19 protein-coding genes and 2 pseudogenes are annotated in these 24,257 nt (G+C 66.0%); 9 read left to right on the top strand and 12 right to left on the bottom strand.

The window, feature by feature from the left end; translation table 11 throughout:
* The first annotated feature begins 208 nt into the window (after positions 1-208).
* From glpK to L0966_RS07045, 6 genes and pseudogenes are all read left to right on the top strand, one after another.
* Positions 209-1,726 (top strand): glycerol kinase GlpK, encoded by a 1,518-nt coding sequence (glpK, locus tag L0966_RS07070; RefSeq protein ID WP_234051147.1) that lies wholly within the window; start codon positions 209-211, stop codon positions 1,724-1,726.
* Positions 1,727-1,801: 75 nt separating this feature from the next.
* Complete coding sequence (gene bluB, locus L0966_RS07065; RefSeq protein WP_234051146.1) at positions 1,802-2,479, top strand: 5,6-dimethylbenzimidazole synthase; 678 nt, start codon at positions 1,802-1,804, stop codon at positions 2,477-2,479.
* Positions 2,480-2,615: 136 nt separating this feature from the next.
* Positions 2,616-3,494, top strand: coding sequence for a bifunctional helix-turn-helix domain-containing protein/methylated-DNA--[protein]-cysteine S-methyltransferase (locus tag L0966_RS07060; RefSeq protein ID WP_234051319.1), 879 nt, complete (start codon positions 2,616-2,618; stop codon positions 3,492-3,494).
* A gap of 19 nt (positions 3,495-3,513) precedes the next feature.
* Positions 3,514-4,587, top strand: coding sequence for a cell division protein ZapB (locus L0966_RS07055; RefSeq protein WP_234051145.1), 1,074 nt, complete (start codon positions 3,514-3,516; stop codon positions 4,585-4,587).
* A gap of 13 nt (positions 4,588-4,600) precedes the next feature.
* Positions 4,601-4,774, top strand: a pseudogene (locus L0966_RS07050) (MGMT family protein); the annotation flags it as partial.
* Between the two features lie 91 nt (positions 4,775-4,865).
* On the top strand, positions 4,866-5,927 hold the full coding sequence (locus tag L0966_RS07045; protein ID WP_234051144.1) for a hypothetical protein: 1,062 nt from the start codon (positions 4,866-4,868) through the stop codon (positions 5,925-5,927).
* 121 nt (positions 5,928-6,048) lie between these two features.
* Here L0966_RS07045 and L0966_RS07040 read toward each other — a convergent pair whose 3' ends face one another.
* Positions 6,049-6,801 carry a hypothetical protein gene (locus L0966_RS07040; protein WP_234051143.1) on the bottom strand — a complete coding sequence of 251 codons (753 nt, stop codon included), beginning with the start codon at positions 6,799-6,801 and terminating at the stop codon, positions 6,049-6,051.
* A gap of 279 nt (positions 6,802-7,080) precedes the next feature.
* Positions 7,081-7,365: pseudogene (locus L0966_RS07035) on the bottom strand (FtsX-like permease family protein); the annotation flags it as partial.
* A 7-nt stretch (positions 7,366-7,372) separates the two neighbouring features.
* Between L0966_RS07035 and L0966_RS22455 the strand changes: the two are divergent.
* Complete coding sequence (locus tag L0966_RS22455) at positions 7,373-8,041, top strand: hypothetical protein (RefSeq protein ID WP_234051142.1); 669 nt, start codon at positions 7,373-7,375, stop codon at positions 8,039-8,041.
* 63 nt (positions 8,042-8,104) lie between these two features.
* On the opposite strand, the gene L0966_RS07025 is transcribed toward L0966_RS22455, so the two are convergent.
* From L0966_RS07025 to L0966_RS07010, 4 genes are all read right to left on the bottom strand, one after another.
* Positions 8,105-8,935: a hypothetical protein gene (locus tag L0966_RS07025; protein ID WP_234051141.1), complete on the bottom strand. Its 831-nt coding sequence runs from the start codon at positions 8,933-8,935 to the stop codon at positions 8,105-8,107.
* Positions 8,936-9,214: 279 nt separating this feature from the next.
* Positions 9,215-11,188 carry a MacB family efflux pump subunit gene (locus L0966_RS07020; RefSeq protein WP_234051140.1) on the bottom strand — a complete coding sequence of 658 codons (1,974 nt, stop codon included), beginning with the start codon at positions 11,186-11,188 and terminating at the stop codon, positions 9,215-9,217.
* 14 nt (positions 11,189-11,202) lie between these two features.
* Positions 11,203-12,459, bottom strand: coding sequence for an efflux RND transporter periplasmic adaptor subunit (locus L0966_RS07015; protein WP_234051139.1), 1,257 nt, complete (start codon positions 12,457-12,459; stop codon positions 11,203-11,205).
* A gap of 90 nt (positions 12,460-12,549) precedes the next feature.
* On the bottom strand, positions 12,550-14,043 hold the full coding sequence (locus L0966_RS07010) for an efflux transporter outer membrane subunit (protein ID WP_234051138.1): 1,494 nt from the start codon (positions 14,041-14,043) through the stop codon (positions 12,550-12,552).
* Between the two features lie 341 nt (positions 14,044-14,384).
* On the opposite strand from L0966_RS07010, the gene L0966_RS07005 reads away from it, so the two are divergent.
* On the top strand, positions 14,385-15,068 hold the full coding sequence (locus L0966_RS07005; protein ID WP_234051137.1) for a TetR/AcrR family transcriptional regulator: 684 nt from the start codon (positions 14,385-14,387) through the stop codon (positions 15,066-15,068).
* Between the two features lie 47 nt (positions 15,069-15,115).
* On the opposite strand, the gene murD is transcribed toward L0966_RS07005, so the two are convergent.
* On the bottom strand, positions 15,116-16,687 hold the full coding sequence (gene murD / locus L0966_RS07000) for a UDP-N-acetylmuramoyl-L-alanine--D-glutamate ligase (RefSeq protein WP_234051136.1): 1,572 nt from the start codon (positions 16,685-16,687) through the stop codon (positions 15,116-15,118).
* Positions 16,688-16,888: 201 nt separating this feature from the next.
* Between murD and L0966_RS06995 the strand changes: the two genes are divergently transcribed.
* Entirely contained in the window at positions 16,889-17,107 is a 219-nt protein-coding gene (locus L0966_RS06995; protein WP_234051135.1) for a DUF2892 domain-containing protein, read from the top strand.
* Between the two features lie 73 nt (positions 17,108-17,180).
* Here L0966_RS06995 and mraY read toward each other — a convergent pair whose 3' ends face one another.
* The 5 genes from mraY to L0966_RS06970 all read right to left on the bottom strand — a co-directional run bounded on the left by mraY (position 17,181) and on the right by L0966_RS06970 (position 24,257).
* The gene (mraY, locus tag L0966_RS06990; RefSeq protein WP_234051134.1) at positions 17,181-18,266 is read right to left on the bottom strand and encodes a phospho-N-acetylmuramoyl-pentapeptide-transferase; all 1,086 of its coding nucleotides are present in this window, start codon (positions 18,264-18,266) and stop codon (positions 17,181-17,183) included.
* Positions 18,267-18,479: 213 nt separating this feature from the next.
* Complete coding sequence (locus L0966_RS06985; RefSeq protein ID WP_234051133.1) at positions 18,480-19,913, bottom strand: UDP-N-acetylmuramoylalanyl-D-glutamyl-2,6-diaminopimelate--D-alanyl-D-alanine ligase; 1,434 nt, start codon at positions 19,911-19,913, stop codon at positions 18,480-18,482.
* Positions 19,910-21,391, bottom strand: a complete 1,482-nt coding sequence (locus L0966_RS06980; protein WP_234051132.1) for a UDP-N-acetylmuramoyl-L-alanyl-D-glutamate--2,6-diaminopimelate ligase — start codon at positions 21,389-21,391, stop codon at positions 19,910-19,912. Before L0966_RS06980 ends, L0966_RS06985 begins: the two co-directional genes overlap by 4 nt.
* A gap of 174 nt (positions 21,392-21,565) precedes the next feature.
* The gene (locus L0966_RS06975; protein ID WP_370640665.1) at positions 21,566-23,293 is read right to left on the bottom strand and encodes a peptidoglycan D,D-transpeptidase FtsI family protein; all 1,728 of its coding nucleotides are present in this window, start codon (positions 23,291-23,293) and stop codon (positions 21,566-21,568) included.
* A 331-nt stretch (positions 23,294-23,624) separates the two neighbouring features.
* Complete coding sequence (locus tag L0966_RS06970) at positions 23,625-24,257, bottom strand: hypothetical protein (protein WP_234051130.1); 633 nt, start codon at positions 24,255-24,257, stop codon at positions 23,625-23,627.

The raw sequence follows: 24,257 nt of genomic DNA, 5'->3' as shown, positions 1-24,257 counted from the left end.
GTGCCCATTTCGCGGAATCGGGACGGGCTCCGGCCCGCCGAGTCGACGCGTTTTCCTCACGCGAGCCGGTCCCCGCTTCGCGCGAAAACTCCATGGAGCGTTTTGCGTTCGCGCCGGCTCACGAAACGCGCGCTAAGATATTGTCTTATCGCGTTTTCTTGACGCGAACCGGTGACCAATCCGCTCGAAAACCCGCAGGGGAGGCTGGATGACCCGCTACGTTCTCGCCCTCGACCAGGGCACCACCTCCTCGCGCGCGCTCCTGGTGCGGCCCGATACGTCCGTGGCGGCCGAGACGCGCCAGGAGCTGCCCCAGCATTTCCCGGCGCCGGGGCTGGTGGAGCAGGAGGCGGAGGACATCTGGTCCACCACCCTGTCCTGCGCCCGCGCGGCGCTGCGGGCGGCGGGGGCGGGCGCGGCCGACGTGGCGGCCATCGGCATCACCAACCAGCGGGAAACCACGCTGGTGTGGGAGCGCGACACGGGCCGCGTCATCCACCGCGCCATCGTGTGGCAGGACCGTCGCACGGCCGGCGAATGCGCCCGCCTGGTGGCCGCCGGGCACGAGCCCAGGGTGAGCGCCACCACGGGCCTGGTGATCGACCCTTATTTCTCCGCCACCAAGATCGCCCACATCCTCGATGCGGTGCCCGGCGCCCGGGCGCGGGCAGAGCGGGGCGAGCTCGCCTTCGGCACCGTGGACAGCTTCCTGCTGTTCCGCCTCACCGGCGGGCGGGTGCATGCCACCGATGCCACCAACGTCTCGCGCACGCTGCTGTTCGACATCCGCAAGGGGGCCTGGGATGCGGACATGTTGGCCCTGTTCCGGGTGCCCGCGGCCATGCTGCCGGAGGTGAGGGACAGTGCCGCGGATTTCGGGCTCACGGACCCCGCATTGTTCGGAGCGCCCATTCCCATTCGCGGGGTGGCGGGCGACCAGCAGGCGGCCATGGTGGGCCAGGCCTGCTTCGCGCCGGGCATGATGAAATCCACTTATGGCACCGGCTGCTTCGCGCTGCTCAATACCGGCGAGGTGCCGGTGACCTCGCGCCACCGGCTGCTGACCACCATTGCCTATCAGCTCGACGGGCGGCGTACCTATGCGCTGGAAGGAGCCATTTTCGTCGCCGGCGCGGCGGTGCAATGGCTGCGCGACGGGCTGAAGCTGATCGGCGAGGCGGCCGAGAGCGGGCCCCTGGCCGCTCGGGCGGATGACGCGCAGGACGTGATCCTGGTGCCCGCCTTCGTCGGCCTCGGCGCGCCCTATTGGCGGCCGGAGGTGCGCGGCGCCCTGTTCGGCCTCACCCGCGCCACCGGTGCCGCCGAGCTTGCGCGCGCGGCGCTGGAGAGCGTGTGCTTCCAGACCCTGGACCTTTTGCAGGCCATGCATGCGGACTGGAGCGGCCCCGGCGGGCGGGAGACGGTATTGCGCGTGGATGGCGGCATGGCGGCGTCCGACTTCACCATGCAGAGGCTGGCGGACATCATCGGCGCGCCGGTGGATCGCCCGGTCCTGCGCGAGGCGACAGTGCTTGGCGCGGCCTATCTGGCCGGCCTCGTATGCGGCTTCTTTCCCCCGCCCGATGTGTTCGCCGGCAGCTGGCGGCGGGAACGGCGGTTCGAGCCCCGCATGGGGGAGGAGGAGAGGCGGCGGCGCATCGGGTTGTGGCGCGAGGCGCTCGGGTGCCTGCTGGGCCCGCTGCCGGCCCTGGGCAACAATGGGTGAGGCGCGGATTGCCGGCTTGACCGGTGCGGCGAATTGCCGCCGAATGGACGAAAATCCCAGCCGGGAGGATGCGGCATGACGCCGGACGACAGCTTCACCCGCGACGAGCGGGCCGCCATCTATCGCTGCATCACGCAGCGGCGCGACGTGCGCCGCAATTTCCTGCCCGATCCGGTGCCGGACGAGGTGCTGGGCCGGGTGCTGGCGGCGGGCCACGCGGCGCCATCGGTGGGCTTTCTGCAGCCCTGGAACTTCATCGTCATCCGTGACCAGGCGACGAAATCGGGGCTGCATGCGGCGTTCACCCGCGCCAATGCGGAAGCCGCCGCCATGTTTGAGCCGGAGCGGGCGGCGCTCTATCGCACACTGAAGCTGGAAGGGCTGCTGGAGGCGCCGCTGCTGCTGTGCGTCACCTGCGAGCGCGACCGCGCCGGGCCGGTGGTGCTCGGGCGCACGCACCAGAGCGACATGGACATCTATTCCACCGTCTGCGCGGTGCAGAATATCTGGCTGGCGGCGCGGGCGGAAAATCTCGGCATGGGCTGGGTGTCCATCCTGTCGCTTCAGGACCTGCGCGACATTCTCGGCATTCCCGAGCCCATCATTCCCATCGCGCTGTTGTGCGTGGGCTATGTGGACCATTTCGAGACCACGCCGGATCTGGAGCGAGCCGGCTGGCGCAAGCGGCTGGCGCTGGAGGATCTGGTTTTCTCCGAGCGTTTCGGCGCCCTGGCGGACAAGGTGGCGAGCTGAGGGGCCCGTTCGGCGCGGCGAAATCGGGTGGCCGCCGCTTGGCGAGCCTGCTGAAATGGGCGACGCTCGATGAAATGGAGACACTTCGGTGCTTGAAGCCGCCGCCTGCCCGCTGCCGTCCGGCCTTCTGGGATCGATGACCGCGAGCCCCGCCACGCCCCTTGAGATCGCCGCCCGCGACTATGAGGTGGTGCACCGCGCCGTGGCCTATATCTCCCAACATGTGCGGTGCCAGCCGGAGGTGGAGGAGATGGCGGCTGCCGCGGGCGTCTCCTCCCGTGCGCTCACGGATCTGTTTCGCCGCTGGTGCGGCTTGACCCCCAAGGCCTTCCTTCAGGCCCTGACGCTGGATCGCGCCCGGCGCATCGTCGCGGAGAGCGCCAATGTGCTCGACGCCGCCCTGGAACTGGGCCTGTCGGGGCCGGGGCGGCTGCACGATCTGTTCGTGGTGCACGAGGCCATGTCGCCGGGGGAGTGGAAGGCGGGCGGGGCGGGGCTCGTCATTCGCTATGGCTTTCATCCCTCGCCGTTCGGGCGGGCCCTGGCCATGTCCACCGCGCGGGGGCTGTGCGGCCTTGCCTTCGCCGATGCGGGCGAGGAGGCGGCCGCGCTCGCCGACATGTGCGCCCGCTGGCCCAACGCCACCTATGTGGAGGACCCCGCCGCCACCGCGCCCATGGTGGCCCACATTTTCGATCCCGGCGCCTGGCGCGAGGACCAGCCCCTGCGCATCATCTTCATCGGCACGGATTTCGAGATCCGGGTGTGGGAGACGCTGCTGCACATTCCCATGGGGCGGGCCACCACCTATTCCAACATCGCCTCGCATGTGGGGCGGCCAAAGGCGGCCCGGGCGGTGGGCGCAGCGGTGGGCAAAAACCCCATTTCCTTCGTGGTGCCCTGCCACCGCGTGCTGGGCAAGAGCGGCGACCTCACCGGCTATCACTGGGGCCTCACCCGCAAGCGCGCCATATTGGGCTGGGAGGCCGGGCGCGCTGACATGGCGCGGCCTTGACGCGACCACACGGATGTCGATGACGAAAGCCACGCGGGGCGAGGGAACAGAGCGGGGGCGCGCCGAAGGGGCGATCCCGCCGCTTCTTTCACCTCTGTGCGCATACGAGCCTTGTCCGTTTCCAAAAGAGCAAGAGATCCGCGCGCGCTCTGGACCGCAGCTCGCGCTGCGGCTAGAGAACGGGCGCATCCGGGGTCTAATGACTCCCGCAATCAAAAAATGGGCCTCCGCGATAGGGTGCGCGGGTCCATCTCTGGCCGTGGCCGTGAATTTATCGAGGGGTAGTGCTTTGGGACGTCACTTGCATATCGCGGGGACCGGGCGGGCCGGCACGACTTTCCTCGTGCATTATCTCACGGCGTTGGGGCTCGATACCACGCTGACGCGCAACCCCGACTCGCCCGTGGATGAAAATGCCAATGCCGGGCTTGAGGTGCCGCTGCATCTGCTGGACGATGAGACCACCCCTTATGTCATCAAGAATCCCTGGCTCTATCTCGTCATCGACGAGCTCATAGAGAGCGGGCGGTTTGAGACCGACGGGGTCATCATCCCCATTCGCGATCTCAGCCAGGCGGCCCGCAGCCGCGCGGTCGTGGAACAGCAGGCGATGCTGGAAAGGGCGCCTTGGCTCGCCGAGCTGAAAGAGCCGTGGGATGTCTGGGGCACCGTGCCGGGCGGCATGATCTATTCGCTGGACGAAAAGGATGTCGAGCGCGTCCTGGCCGTTGGTTTCTACCATCTGGTGGAGCGCCTCAGCCGCGCGGGCATTCCTTTCACCTTTCTGCATTTTCCGCGGTTCGCGCAGGATGGCGACTACCTTTATGAAACGCTGAAGCCCCTCTTGCCGGGCATTGATCAGCAGGCCGCCCGCGAAGCCTTCGCCCGGACGGCGGACCCGTCGAAGGTTCGGGTCGAGGATGCGGTCGAGACCAATATGGCCGTGCTGCGTGAGCAGAACGTGGCTCTCAAGCGTGAGATGCGCACCCTGCTGCAGCAGATGGCCGAGAAGGATCAGCAATTGCGGGAAGAGCGGCGGATGCGCAATCCGCTGCGTCGTCTGGTGCGCGGCATGCGCAAGGGCCGGCGATAAGGGCTTTAGCGAGGCGGTGGGCAAGAACCCCATTTCCTTCGTGGTGCCCTGCCATCGCGTGCGGGGCAAAAGCGGCGACCTCACCGGCTATCACTGGAGCCTCACCCGCAAGCGCGCCATATTGGGCCGAGAGCCCGGGCGCGCTGGCACCGGAGCGGCTGAGCGCGCGCCGCGGCATGGCGGATAATGTGGGTTGTGATATCGTCGTGTAACAACCAAATGTGCAATTTGTGGTAACATTCTCCCGTAGGCACCCATTCTGCGAGGAGATGCAGGCCATGGCGACGAAGTCCGGAACCGAGGGAAACGATGAGCTGAACGTGTCCACGTGGGCCGCCACCTGGAGCGTTTATGGATACGGCGGGAACGACACGATCACGATTTCCAATTTGTCCATCTCCAGCGTCATCATCGATGGTGGTGCGGGAAATGACTCCATTTACGTGCCCATGGCGCAGAACGTGAGCATCCACGGGGGTGCCGGCGACGATACGATCCGGCTCAGCGGCGCGACATCGAGTGGATCTCGATCCATCTATGGCGATGCCGGAAACGATTTCATTATCGGCTCCAACGACGCCGAATATATCTATGGCGGCGCCGATAACGATGAAATCTATGGCTATATGGGGGCAGACCATCTTTATGGAGATGGTGGGAACGACATTCTGGTTGCGACCGTGAGCTATCACGCCGTGTTCTACGACGGTGGCGCGGATTTCGACACGCTCAGCATTCGCCCGAACTCAATTTACAGTCAGTACGATGTCAACATCGCTTCTCTATCTGGAGTTGAAAGGATCGAGAACACGGACCCCGTTAAGCGCGCGTATCTCGTGGGTAACGGCTTGAATTTGGACAACATTGAGTTGGTCGATATCATCGGTGTTAAAGGTAATAATGGTGATAACCTGCTGAGATCTGGGCTTTCACATAAGAATGACGTCAATGGGACGCCAATTATCATGACGGTAGAGGGGCTCGGCGGAAATGACGCCCTGCGCGGCCGTGCCAATGCGGATTGGCTGGATGGTGGCGCCGGGAACGACCAGCTCTATGGGTTTGGAGGGGATGATACCCTCATCGGCGGGGCGGGCAGTGACGAGTTCCACTTTTTCCCGAATGAGGGCACGGACACGATAAAGGACTTCACGCAGGGTGAGGACCTTATTTATATCCACATGACGGGATTGTACAACATCTCCACGATGACGACAGAAGTCGACGCCAACGATTTAATAGTGAATATCGGATCTGTAAGGCTGAAAATTGAAAATGGGGCTTCCATGACGCTTACGAGTTCTGACGTCGTCCTTACAGAGGCAACCCCGGTCTACTGAGTACCACAACTTCCGCACCCACCTTACGGTGGGTGCGGAAAATGGTTGGAGTGCCTAAATTTCTTTCCTTAAATTTGTGGAGTAGCCGATAAGGCCGAAACTGCGTTTACGAATTTTGGTCTCAGCTATTCGGGGATGTCCGAATGACTCGAGTCCCATCTTTATCACTTTGGGCAATCTGGCCCCAAGAGTCAGACTCGCTTACAGAGTGCCTTTTGTTTTCCCAAATCGCGCCGTTGTCATCAGAGTAATAGGTGCGAATTCCATTATCCTTTAAGTTTATATCAAATTGTCCCATCCCATACGTGCCGTCATCATTCTTTGTGAGGATGCTGCCACCAACATTCCATTTTTCATACATTTCGTCCGCAGCGCGCTCAATACGAGTTGGAGAATCCGTAAGGAGGTTTTCCGCCCTGGATACGATGTAAAGATTTAATTCAACGACACTCGTGAGGCGATCGATGTCATGTCCATCGGTGGCTGCTGCGAGAAGCGCCTTATTTTCTTCTAGCTTAGCCCGCGCAGCATCTATACCGAGGAGAGCCCCGTTATATTGCTTAATTGCCTCAGCAAGTTCCCTTGGGTCCTGGATCGCGTACACTTTCGGCTTGGACCCTTCAGTGGATGACGGCGTCTCCGTAGTCGTCGACGTGGGCTGTTGCGCCGTTTCCGTCGCGTCGATCCACGCATTGGTCGCCACGCTTGCGCCCTGGGTCTGGGCGGGGCTGGTGCCGGCCTTCATCTGCTCGGCTTCCTTGGCCAGCTCCTGGATCTTGGCGAGGGTTTCCTCATTGTTCGCGGTGCCGGCTTCCTTGCCGGTCTGGAACAGGGTGAGAATGTTGGCGGAATTGTTGCTGACGCCGGTGACCATGTGCCCCTCCTGCGAGGCGGGAGCCGCGGGCACCTCATGTGCGCGCAGGCCCGGGAAGAGGCGGCGACCTCATGTCGACGCAGGGCGGCGGCCGGCTCTTGCTGACCGAGAGGAAGATTACCATGGTGCCTGCTGTGTGACCATGGGTTGTGCTCGGAAAAAGTGTGCCCGGGCTGTACGCCCGTGATGTCACGGTCGCTGCGAGGCCCGCTTTTCCCGGAGTGCCACCTCCCGCCCCCGCTGTAACGCCGGCGGCGGGCGAAGGGCGCCGACTGCCACTCAATCCCGCGACAGGGCTTCCACCGGGTCGAGCATGGAGGCACTGCGGGCGGGCAGGAAGCCGAAAATGCCGCCGATGAGGCTCGACGACACGAACGCCACCACGATGGATGCCGGCGAATAGACCAGCGTGAAGTTCGAGCCCGCATAGGCGAACAGCACGCCGAAACCCAGCGCCAGGCCGATGCCCGCGACGCCGCCGATGAGGCAGACCAGCACCGCTTCGATGAGGAATTGCTGGAGAATGTCGGATTGCCGCGCGCCCACAGCCATGCGCACGCCGATTGCGACCGTGAGCTATCACGCCGTGTTCTACGACGGTGGCGCAGATTTCGACACGCTCAGCATTCGCGCCAATTCAACTTACAGTCAGTATGATGTCAACATCGCCTCTCTGTCTGGAATTGAAAGGATCGAGAACACGGACCCCGTTAAGCGCGCTTATCTCGTGGGTAACGGCTTGAATTTGGACAACATTGAGTTGGTCGATATCATTGGTGTCAAAGGTAATAATGGTGATAACCTGCTGAGATCGGGGCTTTCACATAAGAATGACGTCAATGGGACGCCAATTATCATGACAGTAGAAGGGCTCGGTGGAAATGACGCCCTGCGCGGCCGTGCCAATGCGGATTGGCTGGATGGTGGCGCCGGGAACGACCAGCTCTATGGGTTTGGGGGCGATGATGCCCTCATCGGCGGGGCGGGCAGTGACGAGTTCCACTTTTTCCCGAATGAGGGCACGGACACGATAGAGGACTTCACGCAGGGTGAGGACCTTATTTATATCCACATGACTGGATTGTATGACCCCTCAAGTATGATCACCCATCTAGATGGCGAGGTGCCGTCCACGCTTGTTGTAAATATGGGATCTCTGGAATTTAAAATCTTGAACGGAGCATCCTTATCGCTCACAAATTCAGATTTCGTGTTTACAGAAACGAGCCAAGTTTACTGAAAAGGCAGGCGCCGCCCATCATGAATGGGCGGCGCCTGAGTGATCAATCAGCTCGTATGCTATCTAGCTGCGATCCCAGATCCACTCGTCACCCGAATATATTTCAGTCCATACATCATGGCCACGTACGGTCGTTGTGTTTGCGAATAGTGTCCCGGATCCGTCAGATTTATATAACATATAGTCACTTGAATAACTTAATGTAAAGGTGCCCAGGCGATACAGTCCATCTTCGCCCCTCGTCGCGATCGCGCCGTCGACAATAAAGTGTGAATTAAGGTATTCGATCCCATTGTCAATTGCGCTCGGAGATGTGTTGACTCGTCCCCTTGTCAGAAAAAGGTCGGATTGCAGATTTTTTATGATGGCTCCTGTTGCGTCCCTCAGGTCATCGATTGCGCCACCCATATGCGAAGACGTCGCATTGCTATTAAGTCGATCAAACCAATCGACATAAACATTTACCGCTTGCTTGAAGCCATTTAAATGGTGGACAGCTGCGTTGTATTTCGAGATCTCTCCGACCAGCGTGTTGAGATCGGTAATTGTGAGCGAGAATTTTGCGTCGGCGAGGCTCTGGGTGAGGCCTCGGACGGTTTGATCAGACGGTTGAGGATTCTCGTACATCTCGATCGCACGTTGAGCTGCCGAGTGTATCTTTTCGACCTCCGCGCTGCTCAACGCCGGTGGGGCACTCGCCGCGATCCACGCATTGGTCGCCACGCTTGCGCCCTGGGTCTGGGCGGGGCTGGTGCCGGCCTTCATCTGCTCGGCTTCCTTGGCCAGCTCCTGGATCTTGGCGAGGGTTTCCTCATTGTTCGCGGTGCCGGCTTCCTTGCCGGTCTGGAACAGGGTGAGAATGTTGGCGGAATTGTTGCTGACGCCGGTGACCATGTGCCCCTCCTGCGAGGCGGGAGCCGCGGGCACCTCATGTGCGCGCAGGCCCGGGAAGAGGCGGCGACCTCATGTCGACGCAGGGCGGCGGCCGGCTCGTGCTGACCGAGAGGAAGATTACCATGGTGCCTGCTGTGTGACCATGGGTTGTGCTCGGAAAAAGTGTGCCCGGGCTGTACGCCCGTGATGTCACGGTCGCTGCGAGGCCCGCTTTTCCCGGAGTGCCACCTCCCGCCCCCGCTGTAACGCCGGCGGCGGGCGAAGGGCGCCGACTGCCACTCAATCCCGCGACAGGGCTTCCACCGGGTCGAGCATGGAGGCACTGCGGGCGGGCAGGAAGCCGAAAATGCCGCCGATGAGGCTCGACGACACGAACGCCACCACGATGGATGCCGGCGAATAGACCAGCGTGAAGTTCGAGCCCGCATAGGCGAACAGCACGCCGAAGCCCAGCGCCAACCCGATGCCCGCGACGCCGCCGATGAGGCAGACCAGCACCGCTTCGATGAGGAATTGCTGGAGAATGTCGGATTGCCGCGCGCCCACCGCCATGCGCACGCCGATCTCGGCCACCCGCTCGGACACGGACACCAGCATGATGTTCATCACCCCAATGCCGCCCACCAGCAGCGAGATGAGGGCGATGGCGGCGATGAGCAGGGTCAGCGTCTCTGTGGTGGAAGTGATGGTCTTGCGGATGTCGTCGGTGTTGAGGATGAAGAAATCCTGCTTGCCATGGCGTTTGGTGAGGAAATCGGTCACCGCCGTTTCGGCCAAGGCGGTGTCGGTATCGTCATTCACCCGCACGGTGATGGAGCGCAGCGCCGTGGTGCCGAGAATGCGGGCCTGCACCGTGGTGTAGGGCAAATAGATGGACAGGTTCTGGCTGGAGCCGAAGCCGCCCTGCTGCTGCTCGGTGATGCCAATGACGCGGCAGGGCACGTCCCCTACCAAAATCACCTCGCCGATGGGATCGCCGGAATAATCGGCAAACAGGGTCTTGCGCGTGTTCTCGTCGATCACCGCATCCTGCGCGTAGCTGCGCACGGCGGCGGCGTCGAAGAAGCGGCCCTGGGCCAGCTTGGTTCCGCGCGCCTCGAAATACTGGGCGCCGACGCCGTTCACCAGGGCGGTTGCTTCCGTAGGGCCGAACCGCACCGTCTTTGACGTGGAGACGGTGGGTGTCACCGCCGCCACATAGGGCTGCTCAGCAAGCGCGCGGGCGTCGCCCACCACCAATGTCGTGATCTTGCCGGATCTGACGTCGCCGAAGGTTTTGCCGGGGAAAATCTCCAGCGTATTCGTGCCCAGCGAGGAAATATTGGCCAGAACCTTGCGCCGCGATCCTTCGCCCAGCGCCACCACGCACACCACCGAGGCGATGCCGATGATGATGCCCAGCATGGTGAGAAATGTGCGCAGGCGGTGCGCGTTCATGGCCAGCAGGGCCATGCGGAACGCCTCCTGGAAGCGCATCGCCAGCGCCTGCCAGGAGCGGGTGGCGGCGGCGTCCAAGGCCGCGCCCTCGGTGGGGTCGGGCGGGGCGGCGGCGGGCTGGGTCCGCTTGCCGGTGCGCCGGTCGGAGATGATGGCGCCGTCGGAAAACTCGATGATGCGCTCCGCCCGCTCCGCCACGTTCATGTCGTGGGTGACGATGACGATGGTCTTCCCCTCGGCGTGCAACTCGTCGAGGATGCGCAGCACCTCCTCGCCGGAGGCCTTGTCGAGGGCGCCGGTGGGCTCGTCCGCCAGGATCAGCTTGGCGCCGTTCATGAGTGCGCGGGCGATGGACACGCGCTGCTGCTGGCCGCCGGAAAGCTGGCCGGGCCGGTGGCCGGTACGCTCGCCCATGCCCAGGCGGCCCAGCAGCTCCAGCGCCCGCGCGCGCCGCGCCCCGGGCGCCCAGCCGGCATAGATGGCGGGGATCTCCACATTGCCCAGCGCCGTCAGTTCGCCCAGCAGGTGATAGCGCTGGAAGATGAACCCGAAATGCTCGCGCCGCAGGGCCGCCAGCTCGTCGGGATCAAGGTCCGCGGTCTCGCGCCCGGCGATGCGGTAGCTGCCGGAGGTGGCGCGCGAGAGGCAGCCCAGGATGTTCATGAGGGTGGACTTGCCGGACCCGGAGGCGCCGACAATGGCCACCATCTCCCCTTCCTCGATGGTGAGGTCGATGTCCTTGAGGACGGTGAGCACGCCCTCGCCGGCGGGATATTCCCGCCGCAGCTTGTTGAGTTCGATCAGCGGTGTGCCCATGCGCGCACCCCCCGTCACAGGCCCATGGGGGGCGGGGGCATCCGCCGCGTGGCATTGGGGGCGCCGGTGCCGGAGAGCTGGCCGGTGACCACGGTCTCGCCCTCCTTGAGGCCGCTCTTGATCTCTGCCCGGGTCTTGTTGTTCAGCCCCACCTCGACGGCGCGGCTGGTCACCTGGCCGTCGGCTTCCAGCACCTGCACCGTGTGGCTGCCATCGCGCTGGCGCGGGCCGAGGGCGATGGACGGGACGGTAAGAACGTCGGCTGCACGGCCAAGGATGATGTGCACCTCCGCCGTCATGTAGGTGCGCAGCCGCCCCTCCGGGTTCGGCACGTAGAAGATGCCGTTATAGTAGATGGCGGTGGATGACGAGCTGGATGATGATGAGGACTTGCTGGTGCTGGATGTGGAGGATGTCGAAACCGCGCTGTCGCTGGTGATGGATTCCGGCGCCGGCTCGATGAATTCGAGCGTCGCCTCATAGCGCCGGTCGGGCTCGCCGATAATGTTGAAATAAAGCTTCTGCCCGGCCTTCACATTCACCACGTCGGCCTCGGAAATCTCGGCGCGCACCATCATGGTCTGGAGGTCGCCCAGGATGATGATGGTGGGCGCGGTCTGGGCGGCGTTCACCGTCTGGCCTTCCTGGCTGACGATGTAGAGCACGGTGCCGTCCATGGGGGCGGTGATGCGGGTGTAGCCCAGATTGACGCGGGCATTGTCCACCGCCACCTCGGCCTCTGCAATCTGGGCCTCAAGCGCCGCGATCTGGGCCCGGGTGGTGGCCACCTCCGCCTCGGCGCTCTCGAAATCGGCCTGGGAAACGGCGGTCTGCGCCACCAGCTTCTTCTGGCGCGCCAGGGTCTGCTGGGCAAGCACGAGGCTCGCCTCCTTTTCGGCCTTCTGGGCGTGCACGGCGGCCAGGGAGGCTTCCGCCGTGCGCAGGGCGTTCTGCTGGGTGACCGAGTCGATTTCGGCCACCAGGTCACCCTGGCGGATGGTTTCGCCCAGCGTCACCTTGATGGCTGTGATGCGGCCGGAAACCTGCGCGCCCACCGCCACCAGCTTCGCCGGCTTCAGGGTGCCGGTGGCGAGCACGGTTTCCTCGACCGTGCCGCGGGTGACACGGGCCGTCATCATCTTCACCGGCTCGGGCGCGAACAGGGAATCCTTGATGAGCAGTAAGCCGATGATCGCGGCTATGACCAGCGCGCCGATGACGATGATCCGCCGCCGCCCGGAACGGGCCCCGTTGAGCTGCGCGGGGCTCATGGGCGCCTCCCGGGGCAGGAGGGGAGGGGCGAGGGGAGGGGCCTGGAGGGTGCGGCCGCGCGCGGCATCAGAGAGGAAGGCACGGGCGTCTCATTGTTGAATCTGGGAGAAATGCGGGCCGGTATTGGTGTCCACCACGGCGGGGGTGGTCACGTCCATGGTGCCATCCCAGCCGCCACCCAGGGCTTTGTTGAGGGCGACATAGTCGGTGGCGATGGCCACCCGGCTCACCAGCAGGGAATCCTCCGCCGAATAGAGCGAGCGCTCGGCGTCCAGCACCTCCAGGAAGCTGGTGGAGCCGTTCTGGTAGAGCGAGCGGGCGAGCCGCGCCGCCTCCCGGTAGGAGGAGGCGGACTCGGAGAGCTTGCCGGCCTTCACCCGCTCCTGGTTCAGGGCGACGCTGGCATTCTCCACATCCTCAAGCGCGGTGAGAATGGCGGCGTGGTAGGCCAGGAAGTTCTGGTCGCGCTGCGCCTCGGCCACCTCCACGGCGGCCTTGAGCTGGCCGCCGGTGAAGACGGGAATGCTCAAGGTGGGTCCATAGGACCAGCTGATGGCCGAGCCCCGCACCAGATCGCCCACCTTGGTGCCGTCGGTATTGATGTTGCCGGTCAGGCTGATGGCCGGATAGCGCGCCGCTTCTGCCTGGCCGATGAGGGCGGTGGACTGGGCCAGGGTGCGTTCAGCCTGGCGCACGTCCGGCCGGTTGCGCAGCACGTCTGCGGGCACGCCCTTCGACACCCGGTTGCGCGGGCTGGGAATGGGGCCGCCACGATTGAGCTGCGCCGCCAGGGCGGACGGCGGCTGCCCGGTGAGCACGCTCAGGCGATGAATGCTCTGGGCCAGCTGCGATTTCAGCTCGGGAATATTGGCCTCGGTGGAGGCGGCAAGGCCGGTGGCGTTGGACAGGTCCACGGCGGAAACCGCGCCCGCCTCAAGCTTGGTGCGGGTGAGCGCGGCCGTCTCGCGCTGGGAGGCGGCGGTGCGCTGCGCCAGCGCGATGCGGGCCTGATAGCCCCGCACGGCCACATAATTGGAGGAGATGTCGCCCACCAAGGTCAGCAGCGTGCCACGCAGGTCGTCCTCCGCCGACTGGGCGGCAAAGCCCGCGGCTTCCACGCCGCGCCGGTTGGCGCCGAACAGGTCCAGCTCCCAGGAGGCGTCGAAGCCAGCCTGATAGTCCGTATAGAGGCCGCCCACGGTGATGTCGCCGCCGCTGCCCACGCGCGAGCCGTTCTGCCCCCGCGTGGCGGAGGCGGAAAAGTCCACCTGGGGGAACAGGCCGCCCACCTGCTGGCGATAGGTGGCGCGCGCCTCGCGGATCTTCGCCTTCGCGGTGGCCACGTCCAGGTTGCCGGCGACCGCGGTGTCGATCAGGGCGTTGAGGGTCGGGTCCTTCATCCGCTCCCACCAATGGGCGAGCTGGGGCGCGGCAGGCTCCTTCTTCATGCCGCTCTGGTCCTGCCAGCGCGCGGGCAGGTCGAAGGAGGGCGTGGCATAGTCCGGCCCCACCGAGCAGCCGGCCAGAAGCAGGCACAGGAGTGTGCCGCGGGCGAGCGCATGGAGCGGACGCGCGCGCGTCACGCGCGGTGGTGTTCCCCGTGCGCAAAGCCGTTCAGGCTCGCCGTCGCACCGCGGCGCGGACGCGAGCGGGGGGCGTCGGGCGGTACGGCGAGCACCGGAAGCAATGGGGGTAAACTGAGTCACGCGGCTCTCACCCTCGGGGCAGGCACGACATTACGGTCTCCGCCGGAGGCCGGTGGCATCCGAAGCGTGCGCTGACAGTGCGGGTAACCTTCGACCAAAACCTCCGCCCTCAGGCCGTGACCAAGGAGGCAAGGACAAATCACTGGAGACTCGATTTAGGAAACTTTAAATTACCCATATTGTCGGCACGTGCCGCTGTCAATCTCGGGGGGAGGTGAATGCGTCCGGCCAAGCCTGTCAAGGTGCCTGGTGCCGTTCAGAACGTTTCCAGCTCGCCCGCCGGGCGGCGGGGACCCGGGCGGCCGAAGGCGGCGAGCGATGCCGCGCAGCGTGCCGCCCTTGTGGCCGGCGCCTACCGCCTGTTTCTGCACACGGGCTATGGCGGAACCACCATGGACGCGGTGGCGGCGGAATGCCGCATGTCGAAGCGCACCCTCTACCGTTTCTTTCCCGGCAAGGCAGACCTGTTCGCCGCGGTGGTGGACGCGCACCGGCAAAGCATGCTGGCGCTGCCGGGTGACTACGCGCACCTGCCCCTCGACGCGGCGCTGGAAGCCATCTTCCGCGTGGATCTCACCGAGCAGGAGGACCACGCGCGCCGCGCGCTGCTGCGGCTGGTGCTGGTGGAGGGGCCGCTTTTCCCCGAGCTGCACCAGATTCTGGAGCATGCGGGCGCCGATCCCTCGCGGGCGGAGCTGGCCGCCTGGCTTGCGGCGCAGGCCGCAGCCGGGCGCCTGGTGGTGGAGGACGCCACGGCTACCGCCCGCATCCTCATGGACATGATGTTCGGCGCCGATTTGCCCAAGGCCGATGGTGAGCCCCAGAAGCCGGACGCCGCCGCGCGCCGAACCCGTATCCGGCGCTGCGTGCGGCTGTTCCTGAACGGGACCTTGCCGCGCTGATCGGCGGCCCTTGAGAGCGGCCTCTTGGCGGCGGGTTTCCTGACGGATCAGGGGGTGCCGGCGGGGCCCTTGTGAGGCGTGCCGCCGGGATGGCCTGCACCGGGGTGACCACCCGGATGCCCCATTCCCGGATGCCCAATGCCTTTCGGCATGCCGTGGGGCGGCATTCCCGGATGGCCGGAGCGGGGAGGCTCCTGCTGGGCGACGGGTGGGGTGGCACGCGGAAGCAGCTCCACCCCGGAAATATCCTTCACGAGATCGCAGAAGGCATCGCCCCGCACCTCGAAATTGGGAAACTGGTCGAAGCTCGCGCAGGCCGGCGAAAGCAGCACCACCGGATGTTCCAGCCCGGAGGCTTCCGCGTCCCGCGTGGCGGCGGCCACCGCCTTGTCGAGGGTGCCGACGATCTCATGCGCCACCGCCGGCCCGAGGGTCTCGCCGAACGCTTCCGCCGCCTCGCCGATGAGGTAGGCCTTGGCGACGCGCCCGAAATGGGGGGCGAGGGGCGTGATGCCGCCGGTCTTGGGCTTGCCGCCGGCGATCCAGAAAATATCCTGGAAGCTCACCAGCGCCCGCTCGGTGGCATCGGCATTGGTGGCCTTGCTGTCATTGACGAACAGCACGTTTCCCTTCGTGCCCACCTGCTCCATGCGATGGGCGAGGCCGGGAAAGCGCTTCATGGCCACGGCGATGATTTCCGGCGCCACGCCCACGGCGCGGGCGGCCGCATAGGCGGCGGCCGCATTCTGCGCATTGTGAACGCCGCGCAGGGAGCCGATGCCGCCGAGATTCAGGCGGAACCGCTCGGCCCCGCCCTCGGACACCACCAGTGTCTCACCCTCGCGCCAGATGCCGTCGGCCAAGGGCCGGCGCATGGATAGGCGCACCACATACTTGCCCGCGCGCTCGGCGCGGTCTGCCATGGCGGCGGAAAAGTCGTCGTCGACACCGATGATGGCGGCGCCGCCACCCTCGACCCCGGTGATGAGGCGCTCCTTCACCGCCGCGTAATTCTCGATGCTGCCATGGCGATCAAGATGATCAGGAGTGATGTTCAGCATCACCGCCACCGAGGGGTCGATGGAGGGGGCAAGGTCGATCTGGTAGGAAGAGCACTCCACCACATGCACCCGCCCGCTCTTGGGCGGGGCGAGGGAGAGGATGGCGGTGCCGATATTGCCGCCCATCTGCACGTCGCGCCCGGCCACCCTCAGGATGTGGGTGATGAGGGCGGTGGTGGTGGACTTTCCATTGGTGCCGGTGATGGCGATGAAGGGCGATCGCCGGGCGGTCGCCTGCCGCTCGCGGCAGAACAGCTCGATGTCGCCGATCACCTCGGCCCCGGCTGCCCGCGCCAGGTCCACCGACCAATGGGGCTGGGGGTGGGTGAGCGGCACGCCCGGCGAAAGGACGAGGGCCTGGACCACCGTCCAGTCGATGTCGTGCAGGTCCTGGACCGTGATGCCTGCTTCGCCGGCCTTGCGGCGCTGGGGCTCCGCGTCATCATAGGCGACCACATGGGCGCCCCCCGCCTGGAGCGCTTGTGCGGTGGCGAGCCCGGAGCCGCCGAGCCCGAAAAGGGCGACGGTCTGATCCTTGAAGACGGTGACGGGAGTCATGGCTGGCAAATTCTCGATCTGGCGCAATCAGGAGCCGGCTGGCCGGTCGTGCTCTCGTCTAATCCCGGCGGCGCCGCGAGGGAAGCGCTGTTCGTTGTGCGGGAAGCCGGCCGCCGCGACGAAGTGACCTTCGGGAAAAGAGGCATTGACAGCGAGCTACATTAAAAACATTGAATGTAGAATTGAGATCAGGAGGCTGAGATGACGCCGAATGTGGGTGGGATTGACCGCGTGCTGCGGTTTGTCGTGGGTATCGTTTTGCTGCTGGTGCCGTTCGTGGGCGGTTCCGTTCCGGCCCTCGCGGGGCTGGGCGGCTGGGCGTGGCTGATTGGGGCGGTGGGCCTCGTGATGCTGCTCACGGCTGTCTTCCGCTTCTGCCCGGCTTATGTGCTGGTCGGCATCAAGACCTGCGACAAGTAGGTCGCGGCCCCATCAAGACAAAGGCCCGGTGGATCGCTCCACCGGGCCTTTTTCGTTTTCGGGAAGGGCGCGTTCAGCGCAGCTTCAGGGTGGCGAGGCCGATGAGGGCCAGCACTACGGCGATGATCCAGAAGCGGATCACCACCTGCGGCTCGGTCCAGCCGAGCTGCTCGAAATGGTGGTGGATGGGCGCCATCTTGAACACGCGCTTGCCGGTGAGCTTAAAGGACGCCACCTGCACGATCACCGAAACCGCTTCCAGCACGAACAGCCCGCCCACCACGGCGAGCACGATTTCATGCTTGGTGGCCACCGCCACGGTGCCGAGCAGGCCGCCCAGGGCCAGCGAGCCGGTATCGCCCATGAATACCTGGGCCGGCGGCGCGTTGAACCACAGGAAGCCCAGGCCCGCGCCCATCACCGCGCCGCAGATGACCGCCAGCTCGCCGACGCCGGCCACATAGTGGATCTGCAGATAGTCTGCGAACACCACGTTGCCCGAGAGATAGGCAATGAAACCGAACGTGCCCGAGGCGATCATCACCGGCACGATGGCGAGCCCGTCCAGCCCGTCCGTGAGGTTCACCGCGTTGCCAGCGGCCACGATGACGAAAGCCCCGAAAAACACGAAGAACACGCCAAGGTCCAGCAGCAGGTCCTTGAAGAAGGGGAAAGAGACTGAAGTCGAAAGCCCCGCTTTGCCGACATTCATGATGAGAATGACCGCAACACCCGCAATGACCGCTTCGATGGCGAGGCGCGTCTTTCCGGAAAGACCATTGTGGGTCTGCTTCGTCACCTTCAGGTAGTCGTCATAGAACCCGATCATGCCGAAGCCGAGCGTCACCAGCAGCACCACCCACACATAGGGGTTGGCGAGGTTGGACCACAGCAGTGTCGCCACCACGATGCCTGACAGGATCATGAGCCCGCCCATGGTCGGCGTGCCCTTCTTGGTGAGCAGGTGGGACTGGGGTCCGTCCGTGCGGATGGGCTGGCCCTTGCCCTGCTTCAGCCGCAGGGTGGAAATCATGGACGGTCCGAACAGGAACACGAACAGGAGCGCCGTCACCACCGAGCCGCCGGTGCGGAAGGTGATGTAGCGGAACACGTTGACGGCGGGAAGCGACTGATGGAGTTCGGCGAGCCACTGAAGCATGGGTCATCCTCGAAGCATTTCCTGCGAAGTGGACACCGGTTCGCGTGAAGAAAATGCGTGAGATCAAAAAGCCTGGACGGAACGCAAAGCCCGGCAATGAGACGGGTGGTACTTGAGCGTTTTCGCGCGAGGTGGATGCGGGTTCGCGTGAAGAAAACGCGTTAACTCAACAAGCTAGAGCATTTCCCCGATTCTGTGAAACGGGGAAAAAGTCTAGAGCAGCGCATCCTCGCTGGCGGGGAAACGCTCGGAGAGGCGCTTCACCAGCGGCCCCATGCGGCTGCCATTGGAGCCCTTCACCATCAGCGTGTCCCCGGCGCGCACCACCGCGGCCACCATGGGTTCGAGATGGGTGGCGTGCTGGGCATAGCCGCCGCGGCGCTCGGGCGGCAGGGCCTGCCACAGCGCGTGCATCAGCGGCCCGCAGCAGAAGACGATGTCGATGCGGCCCTCCTTGAGGGCCTGGGCCAGCCCCGCATGCATGGCGGCGGCTCCGTCGCCCAGCTCCAGCATGTCGCCGAGCACGGCGATGCGCCGGCCGCGCGGCCCCACCGGGGTGCGGCTGAGCACGTCGATGGCGGCGCGCATGGAGGCGGGGTTGGCGTTGTAGCTCTCGTCGATGAGGGTGGCCGCGCCGCCCTTCACCGCCAGCTGGATCGGTACGCCGCGCCCGGGCGGCGGAGTAAGGCGCGAAATGCCGATGGCGGCCAGCGCCAGGTCCGCGCCCAGCAGCTTCGCCGCCGCCAGCACGGCGAGCATGTTCTGCACCACATGGCGGCCGGGCATGGGCACCTTGAGGGTGATGCGCGTGCCCATCACGTCCACCACCATCACCGAGCAGGCCGGCTGCAGCGAGACGGTTTCCAGCCGCACGTTCGCGCCTTCGCTCTCGCCGAAGGTGACGATGCGGGCGACGCCCTTGGCCTGCGCGGATGCCTTCAGGCGGGCGAACAGGGGATTGTCGAGATTGAGCACGGCGGCGCCGCCGGCCTCCAGCCCGTCGAAGATCTCGGCCTTGGCGTCGGCGATTTCCTCGATTCCGGAGAACTGGGCGATGTGCACCGGCTCCACGGTGGTGATGATGGCCACCTGCGGCCGCACCAGCTTCACCAGCGGCGTGATCTCGCCGGGATGGTTCATGCCAATCTCGAACACGCCGTAGCGCGCCTCTTCCGGCAGCCGGGCGAGGGAGAGGGGCACGCCCCAGTGATTATTGTAGGAGGCGGCGGAGGCGTGGGTCTCGCCATCCGCGCCCAGCGCCAGGCGCAGCGCTTCCTTGGTGGTGGTCTTGCCCACCGAGCCCGTCACCGCCACGATGCCGGCCCTGGAGCGCGCCCGCGCGGCACAGGCTAGGGCGGTGAGGCCGCCCAGCACGTCGTCCACCAGCAGCAGCGGGGCATCAGGGCCGAAGCGGTCCGCCTTGTCGCGGGCCACCACGGCGAGGGCGGCGCCGGCGGCGATGGCCCGTTCCACATAATCGTGGCCGTCGGAATTCTCGCCCATGATGGCGAAGAAGGCGTCGCCGGGCTTCAGCGTCCGGCTGTCGATGGAGATGCCGGAAACGTCGCCCACCGGTCCGCGCGGCGTGGCGGACATGGCTTGGGTGATCTCGTCGAGGCGATAAAGGCGGCGCGCGCCGGTACTCATGCTCCAACCTCCGCGAGGGCGGCGAGAACCTCCGCCGCATCCGAGAACGGCAGTGTCTGTCCACCCGTGATCTGGCCCGTCTCGTGGCCCTTGCCCGCCACCACGAGCGCGTCGCCCGGCTGCATCATCGCCACGGCGGCGCGGATGGCCTCGCGCCGGTCGCCGATCTCCCGCGCGCCGGGGGCGGCGGTGAGGATCTCGGCCCGGATGGCGGCGGGGTCCTCGCTGCGCGGATTGTCGTCCGTGACGATGACGAGGTCGGCCTTTTCCGCTGCGATTGCGCCCATGATGGGGCGTTTTCCCCGATCGCGGTCGCCGCCGCAGCCGAACACCACCATGAGCCGCCCCTTCACCGCGCCGCGCAGGGTGTCGAGCACGGCCGCGAGGGCCTCGGGCTTGTGGGCATAGTCCACGAAGACGGGGTGGGCGGGGTCGTGGCCGATGCGCTCCAGCCGTCCCGGCACGCCCTTCAGGTGGGAGAGGGCGGCCATCGCGTCCTTGCGTTCGGCCCCGCAGGCGATGGCGAGGCCGGCGGCCACCAGAGCGTTGTCGGCCTGGAACCGCCCCGCCAGCGGCAGGGCGATTTCCGTGCCGTCGCCGAAGCGGATGATCTGGCTGGCGCCGGCCGGCTTCACGTCCAGCACCTCAATGGTGGCGCCGGCGAAATCGTCGCCGAAGGACAGGGTCTTGAGCCCGCGCGTCTCCGCCCAGGCCAAAGCGGTGGCGGCATAGGGCGCGTCCAGCACGCCGACGGCGGTGGCTTCCACGGGCAGAAGCTCGGTGAACAAGCGCAGCTTGGCCTTGAAATAGGCTTCCACCGTGGGGTGGTAGTCGAGATGGTCGCGGCCCAGATTGGTGAAGGCGCCGGCGGAAAGCCGCACCCCGTCGAGCCGGCGCTGGTCGAGCCCGTGGGAGGAGGCTTCCAGCGCCATATGCGTCACGCCCTTGCCGGCGAGGTCGTCGAGAATGGCGTGCAGCTCCACCGGATCGGGCGTGGTGAGGCTGCCATAGGTGGCGCCGTCCGGCGTCACGAGGCCGATGGTGCCGAGATAGGCGGCCTTGTGGCCCAGCCGCTCCCAGATCTGGCGCAGGAAATAGGCGACCGAGGTCTTGCCGGCGGTGCCGGTGACGGCGGCGATGACCTGGGGCTGGCGCGGATAGAAGCGCGCCGCCGCCAGCGCCAGCGAGCGGCGCACATCGAGCGAGAAGGCGAACGAGACGTGGGGATAGGCGCTCCCCCCGGCCTGGGTGGGAAGGGGCGCCACCGGCTCCATGAGCACGGCGGTAGCCCCGCGCGCCACCGCGTCGGCGATGAAGCGGGCGCCATCCGCATGGGTGCCGGGCACCGCCACGAACAGGAAGCCGGGCTTCACCTTGCGGCTGTCCGCCGTCACGCCCTCGATGCGGAGGGCGCAGGCGTGGGGGGCCAGGATACGGGCGTGACCGCCGAGGAGCGATCCGAGGGTGTGGTCTGTCATCGGAGCCTCCTCTTGCTGCTGTTCATGGCATTGAGGTGACGGGCTGTCACCCCAGGGAATGGGAATGAGACCGCGGGCACTCCTGCCGGGGCGCGCCGAACCGGGCCGGCGGGCCTTCCCGCAAGGCGAAAGGCCCGGTCGCCGTTCGCGGCCCGGTATCGGCCGGAAGAGCGCTCACTGCCGGTCCGCGACCTTGGGCGCCAGGGTGCGCAGCATCTGCTCGGCCGTGGGCAGGTTCTGGCGGGGCGCCACGTTCAGCATGGGCGCGATGCGCTCCACGATGGCGCCGGCGGTGGGCGCCGCGTTCCAGCCCGAGGTGGCGAAGCCATAGGTGCCAGGAGCGGGCTGCGGCTCGTCCAGCATCACCAGCACCAGATATTGCGGCTTGTCCATGGGGAAGATGGCGGTGAAGGAGGTGAGCAGCTTATGCTTGGCATAGTGGCCGTTCACCACCTTCTCGGCGGTGCCGGTCTTGCCGCCCACCATGTAGCCGGGAATGTCGGCTTTCTTGGCGGTGCCCTTCTCCGCATTGAGGCGCATGATGTAGCGCATCTTGTCGGAGGTGTCGGTCTTCAGCACCTTGGTCGCCACCTTCTGCGCTTCCTGCTGGTCGCGCTTGATGAAGGTGGGTGGGATGAGATAGCCGCCATTGACCATGGAGTTCACCGCCATCACCGCCTGGAGCGGGGCGACCGACAGGCCGTGGCCGAAGGCGATGGTGGCCGAGTTCACCTCGCCCCAGTGCCTGGGCACGATGGGCAGGGAGCTTTCCGGCAGTTCCGTGCGCAGGCGGGTGAGCTGGCCCATCTTCCTCAGGAACACCTTGTGGGCTTCCACGCCCAGCGACAGCACCATCTTGGCGGTGCCGATATTGGACGAGGCCAGGAAGATTTCGGGCACCGACAGCACCCGGTTTTCCGCATGGTAGTCGGAGATCTTGAAGCGGCCGAAATGCAGCGGCGCGCGGGCGTCGAAGGTGGAGTTGAGGCCGATCTTGCCGGAATCGAGCGCCATGGCGAACGACATGGCCTTGAAGGTGGAGCCCATCTCGTAGACGCCGGTGGTGAGGCGGTTGAGGTAGGCGTCGCTGGCCGGATTGCCGGGCACGTTGGGGTCGAAGTCGGGCAGCGAGACCATGGAGATGATCTCGCCCGTATTCACGTCCGTCACCACCGCCATGGCGTGGAGGGCGGAGAATTTGTCCTTGGCGCGAATCAGCTCGTCGCGCACCGCGTGCTGCACGCGCATGTCGATGGAGAGCTGCACCGGCTCCTGCTGGCGGTCGGTGGCGAAGCCCGCCAGGTGCAGGTCGGAGAGGCCGCGCCCGTCGATCCACTTTTCAAGGCCGGCAATGCCCTGGTTGTCCACGTTCACGCCGCCGATGACGTGGGACAGGATGGGCCCATCCGGATAAATGCGGCGATTCTCGCTGAGGAAGCCGATGCCGGGCAGGCCCAGCCGATGGATCGCGCGGCGCTGCGCCGGGGTGATCTCGCGCTTCAGCCAGGCGAAGCCCTTGCCGGAATTCAGGCGCTTGCGCGTCTCTTCCACATCGAGGTCGGGCAGGATCTTGATCAGGCCTTCCAGCGCCTCGTCGGGGTCGAGCAGCCGGCGCGGTTCGGCGAACAAGGAGGGCGACTTCACGTCGATGGCGATGATGTCGCCGTTGCGGTCGATAATGTCCGGCCGTGCCGAGGCCACCGCGTCCGATCCGCGCCCGCGCGTGGCGCCGGGGTCGGAGGTGAGGGCAAGGTGGGTGAGCTGCGCGGCAATGGCCACGAACACCAGGCAGAAGCCTGCCATCAGCAGCTTGATGCGGCCCCGCGCGACCATGTCCGGGCTGCCGCGGTCGAGGCCCAGCAGGCCGCGCGCGAACTTGCGCGCGCCAAGATAGGCCAGCATCCCAAGCCCGGCCACGCTGCGGAAGCTGAGCTTGCCGATGCCGGTGACCAGGCGCACGGCGAGCGCGCCCACGGCCTCGATGCCGCGCTCCAGGGCCCGCGCCACCCAAAGCGCCGCGCCACCCAGGCGCCCGCCGGCCTTCGCGCCACCGCCCGCGAGGGCGCGGCCGGCGAGGATCGCGGCGCCGTTGAGGGCGTCGCCCAGCGAGACCTTAGGCTCGGGCGGCAGCGGCGCGTGGGCGTCGCCGTGCACCTGCTCGGCGCGGGCGGAATCGGGGCCAAGCGTGGCGTCGGTGTTGTTCTCGGACATGTTCTCGGACATGGCGACCTCGTCAGCGCACGCTCAGGAAACCTTTGAAGAAGGTGGCGACCGGGGAATCCTCGCCTCCGCTTTCGGCCGCTGGCGGTGGTGCTGCGGGTGCGGGGCGAGGGGCCGCCGGCTGACGCGGAGCGATGCTGCCGGTGGTGAGGGGCGCGCCCGCCGAAGCCACCGGTGTGGCCTGCGGCTTGGGCGCGGGTTTGGGGCGTATGGCCGAGGTGGCCGGAATGCTGGCGGCGCCCGTATTTCCGGCGGCCGCGGGGGCCCCTCCATTGGGCATGGGCGTCGAAGCCTTGCCGGTGGAGGAAGTGACGAGCGGAGCATCCTCCAGCGCCTCGATGATGCCGCCGATCCCGTCGCCGCCATTGGCGGGCTTGGGGGGCAGGTCGTCGAACTCGGAGATGGACTCCACGTCCAGCCGCTTCAGGTCCAGGTGACGTTCCACCAGCCCCTGAATGTAGAAGGGTGACGTACGGCGCGCCCATTCGGCGCGCATGACGGCGATGGCGTCGCGCTCCTTGCGGATCTGGCTGCGCAGGGTGGCGAGCCGCTCGGCCTCGGCGGTGGAGGCATATTTGAGCTGGTACACCACCGCGGCGGTCACCAGGAGTGCGCCGACCATCAAGATGTTGGCGACTCGAAACAT

The sequence above is a fragment of the Xanthobacter sp. NM-59 genome, assembly GCF_021401125.1.
Lineage (GTDB): Bacteria > Pseudomonadota > Alphaproteobacteria > Rhizobiales > Xanthobacteraceae > Xanthobacter.
Note: the sequence above shows the minus strand (reverse complement) of the source record. Positions and strands in the feature narration are given on the sequence as shown.

What these genes read in the sequence shown, in the direction of transcription:
- L0966_RS06975 (WP_370640665.1), bottom strand. Translation starts at nt 23,293, where the DNA reads ATGCTGGCCTATCTTGGCGCGCGCAAGTTCGCGCGCGGCCTGCTGGGC.
- L0966_RS06985 (WP_234051133.1), bottom strand. Translation starts at nt 19,913, where the DNA reads ATGAGTACCGGCGCGCGCCGCCTTTATCGCCTCGACGAGATCACCCAA.
- L0966_RS07020 (WP_234051140.1), bottom strand. Translation starts at nt 11,188, where the DNA reads ATGGGCACACCGCTGATCGAACTCAACAAGCTGCGGCGGGAATATCCC.
- L0966_RS06995 (WP_234051135.1), top strand. Translation starts at nt 16,889, where the DNA reads ATGACGCCGAATGTGGGTGGGATTGACCGCGTGCTGCGGTTTGTCGTG.
- L0966_RS07005 (WP_234051137.1), top strand. Translation starts at nt 14,385, where the DNA reads ATGCGTCCGGCCAAGCCTGTCAAGGTGCCTGGTGCCGTTCAGAACGTT.
- L0966_RS07040 (WP_234051143.1), bottom strand. Translation starts at nt 6,801, where the DNA reads ATGGTCACCGGCGTCAGCAACAATTCCGCCAACATTCTCACCCTGTTC.
- L0966_RS07060 (WP_234051319.1), top strand. Translation starts at nt 2,616, where the DNA reads ATGACCGCGAGCCCCGCCACGCCCCTTGAGATCGCCGCCCGCGACTAT.
- L0966_RS07045 (WP_234051144.1), top strand. Translation starts at nt 4,866, where the DNA reads ATGGCGACGAAGTCCGGAACCGAGGGAAACGATGAGCTGAACGTGTCC.
- glpK (WP_234051147.1), top strand. Translation starts at nt 209, where the DNA reads ATGACCCGCTACGTTCTCGCCCTCGACCAGGGCACCACCTCCTCGCGC.
- murD (WP_234051136.1), bottom strand. Translation starts at nt 16,687, where the DNA reads ATGACTCCCGTCACCGTCTTCAAGGATCAGACCGTCGCCCTTTTCGGG.
- L0966_RS07015 (WP_234051139.1), bottom strand. Translation starts at nt 12,459, where the DNA reads ATGAGCCCCGCGCAGCTCAACGGGGCCCGTTCCGGGCGGCGGCGGATC.
- bluB (WP_234051146.1), top strand. Translation starts at nt 1,802, where the DNA reads ATGACGCCGGACGACAGCTTCACCCGCGACGAGCGGGCCGCCATCTAT.
- L0966_RS07025 (WP_234051141.1), bottom strand. Translation starts at nt 8,935, where the DNA reads ATGGTCACCGGCGTCAGCAACAATTCCGCCAACATTCTCACCCTGTTC.
- L0966_RS07055 (WP_234051145.1), top strand. Translation starts at nt 3,514, where the DNA reads ATGACGAAAGCCACGCGGGGCGAGGGAACAGAGCGGGGGCGCGCCGAA.
- L0966_RS06970 (WP_234051130.1), bottom strand. Translation starts at nt 24,257, where the DNA reads ATGTTTCGAGTCGCCAACATCTTGATGGTCGGCGCACTCCTGGTGACC.
- L0966_RS06980 (WP_234051132.1), bottom strand. Translation starts at nt 21,391, where the DNA reads ATGACAGACCACACCCTCGGATCGCTCCTCGGCGGTCACGCCCGTATC.
- mraY (WP_234051134.1), bottom strand. Translation starts at nt 18,266, where the DNA reads ATGCTTCAGTGGCTCGCCGAACTCCATCAGTCGCTTCCCGCCGTCAAC.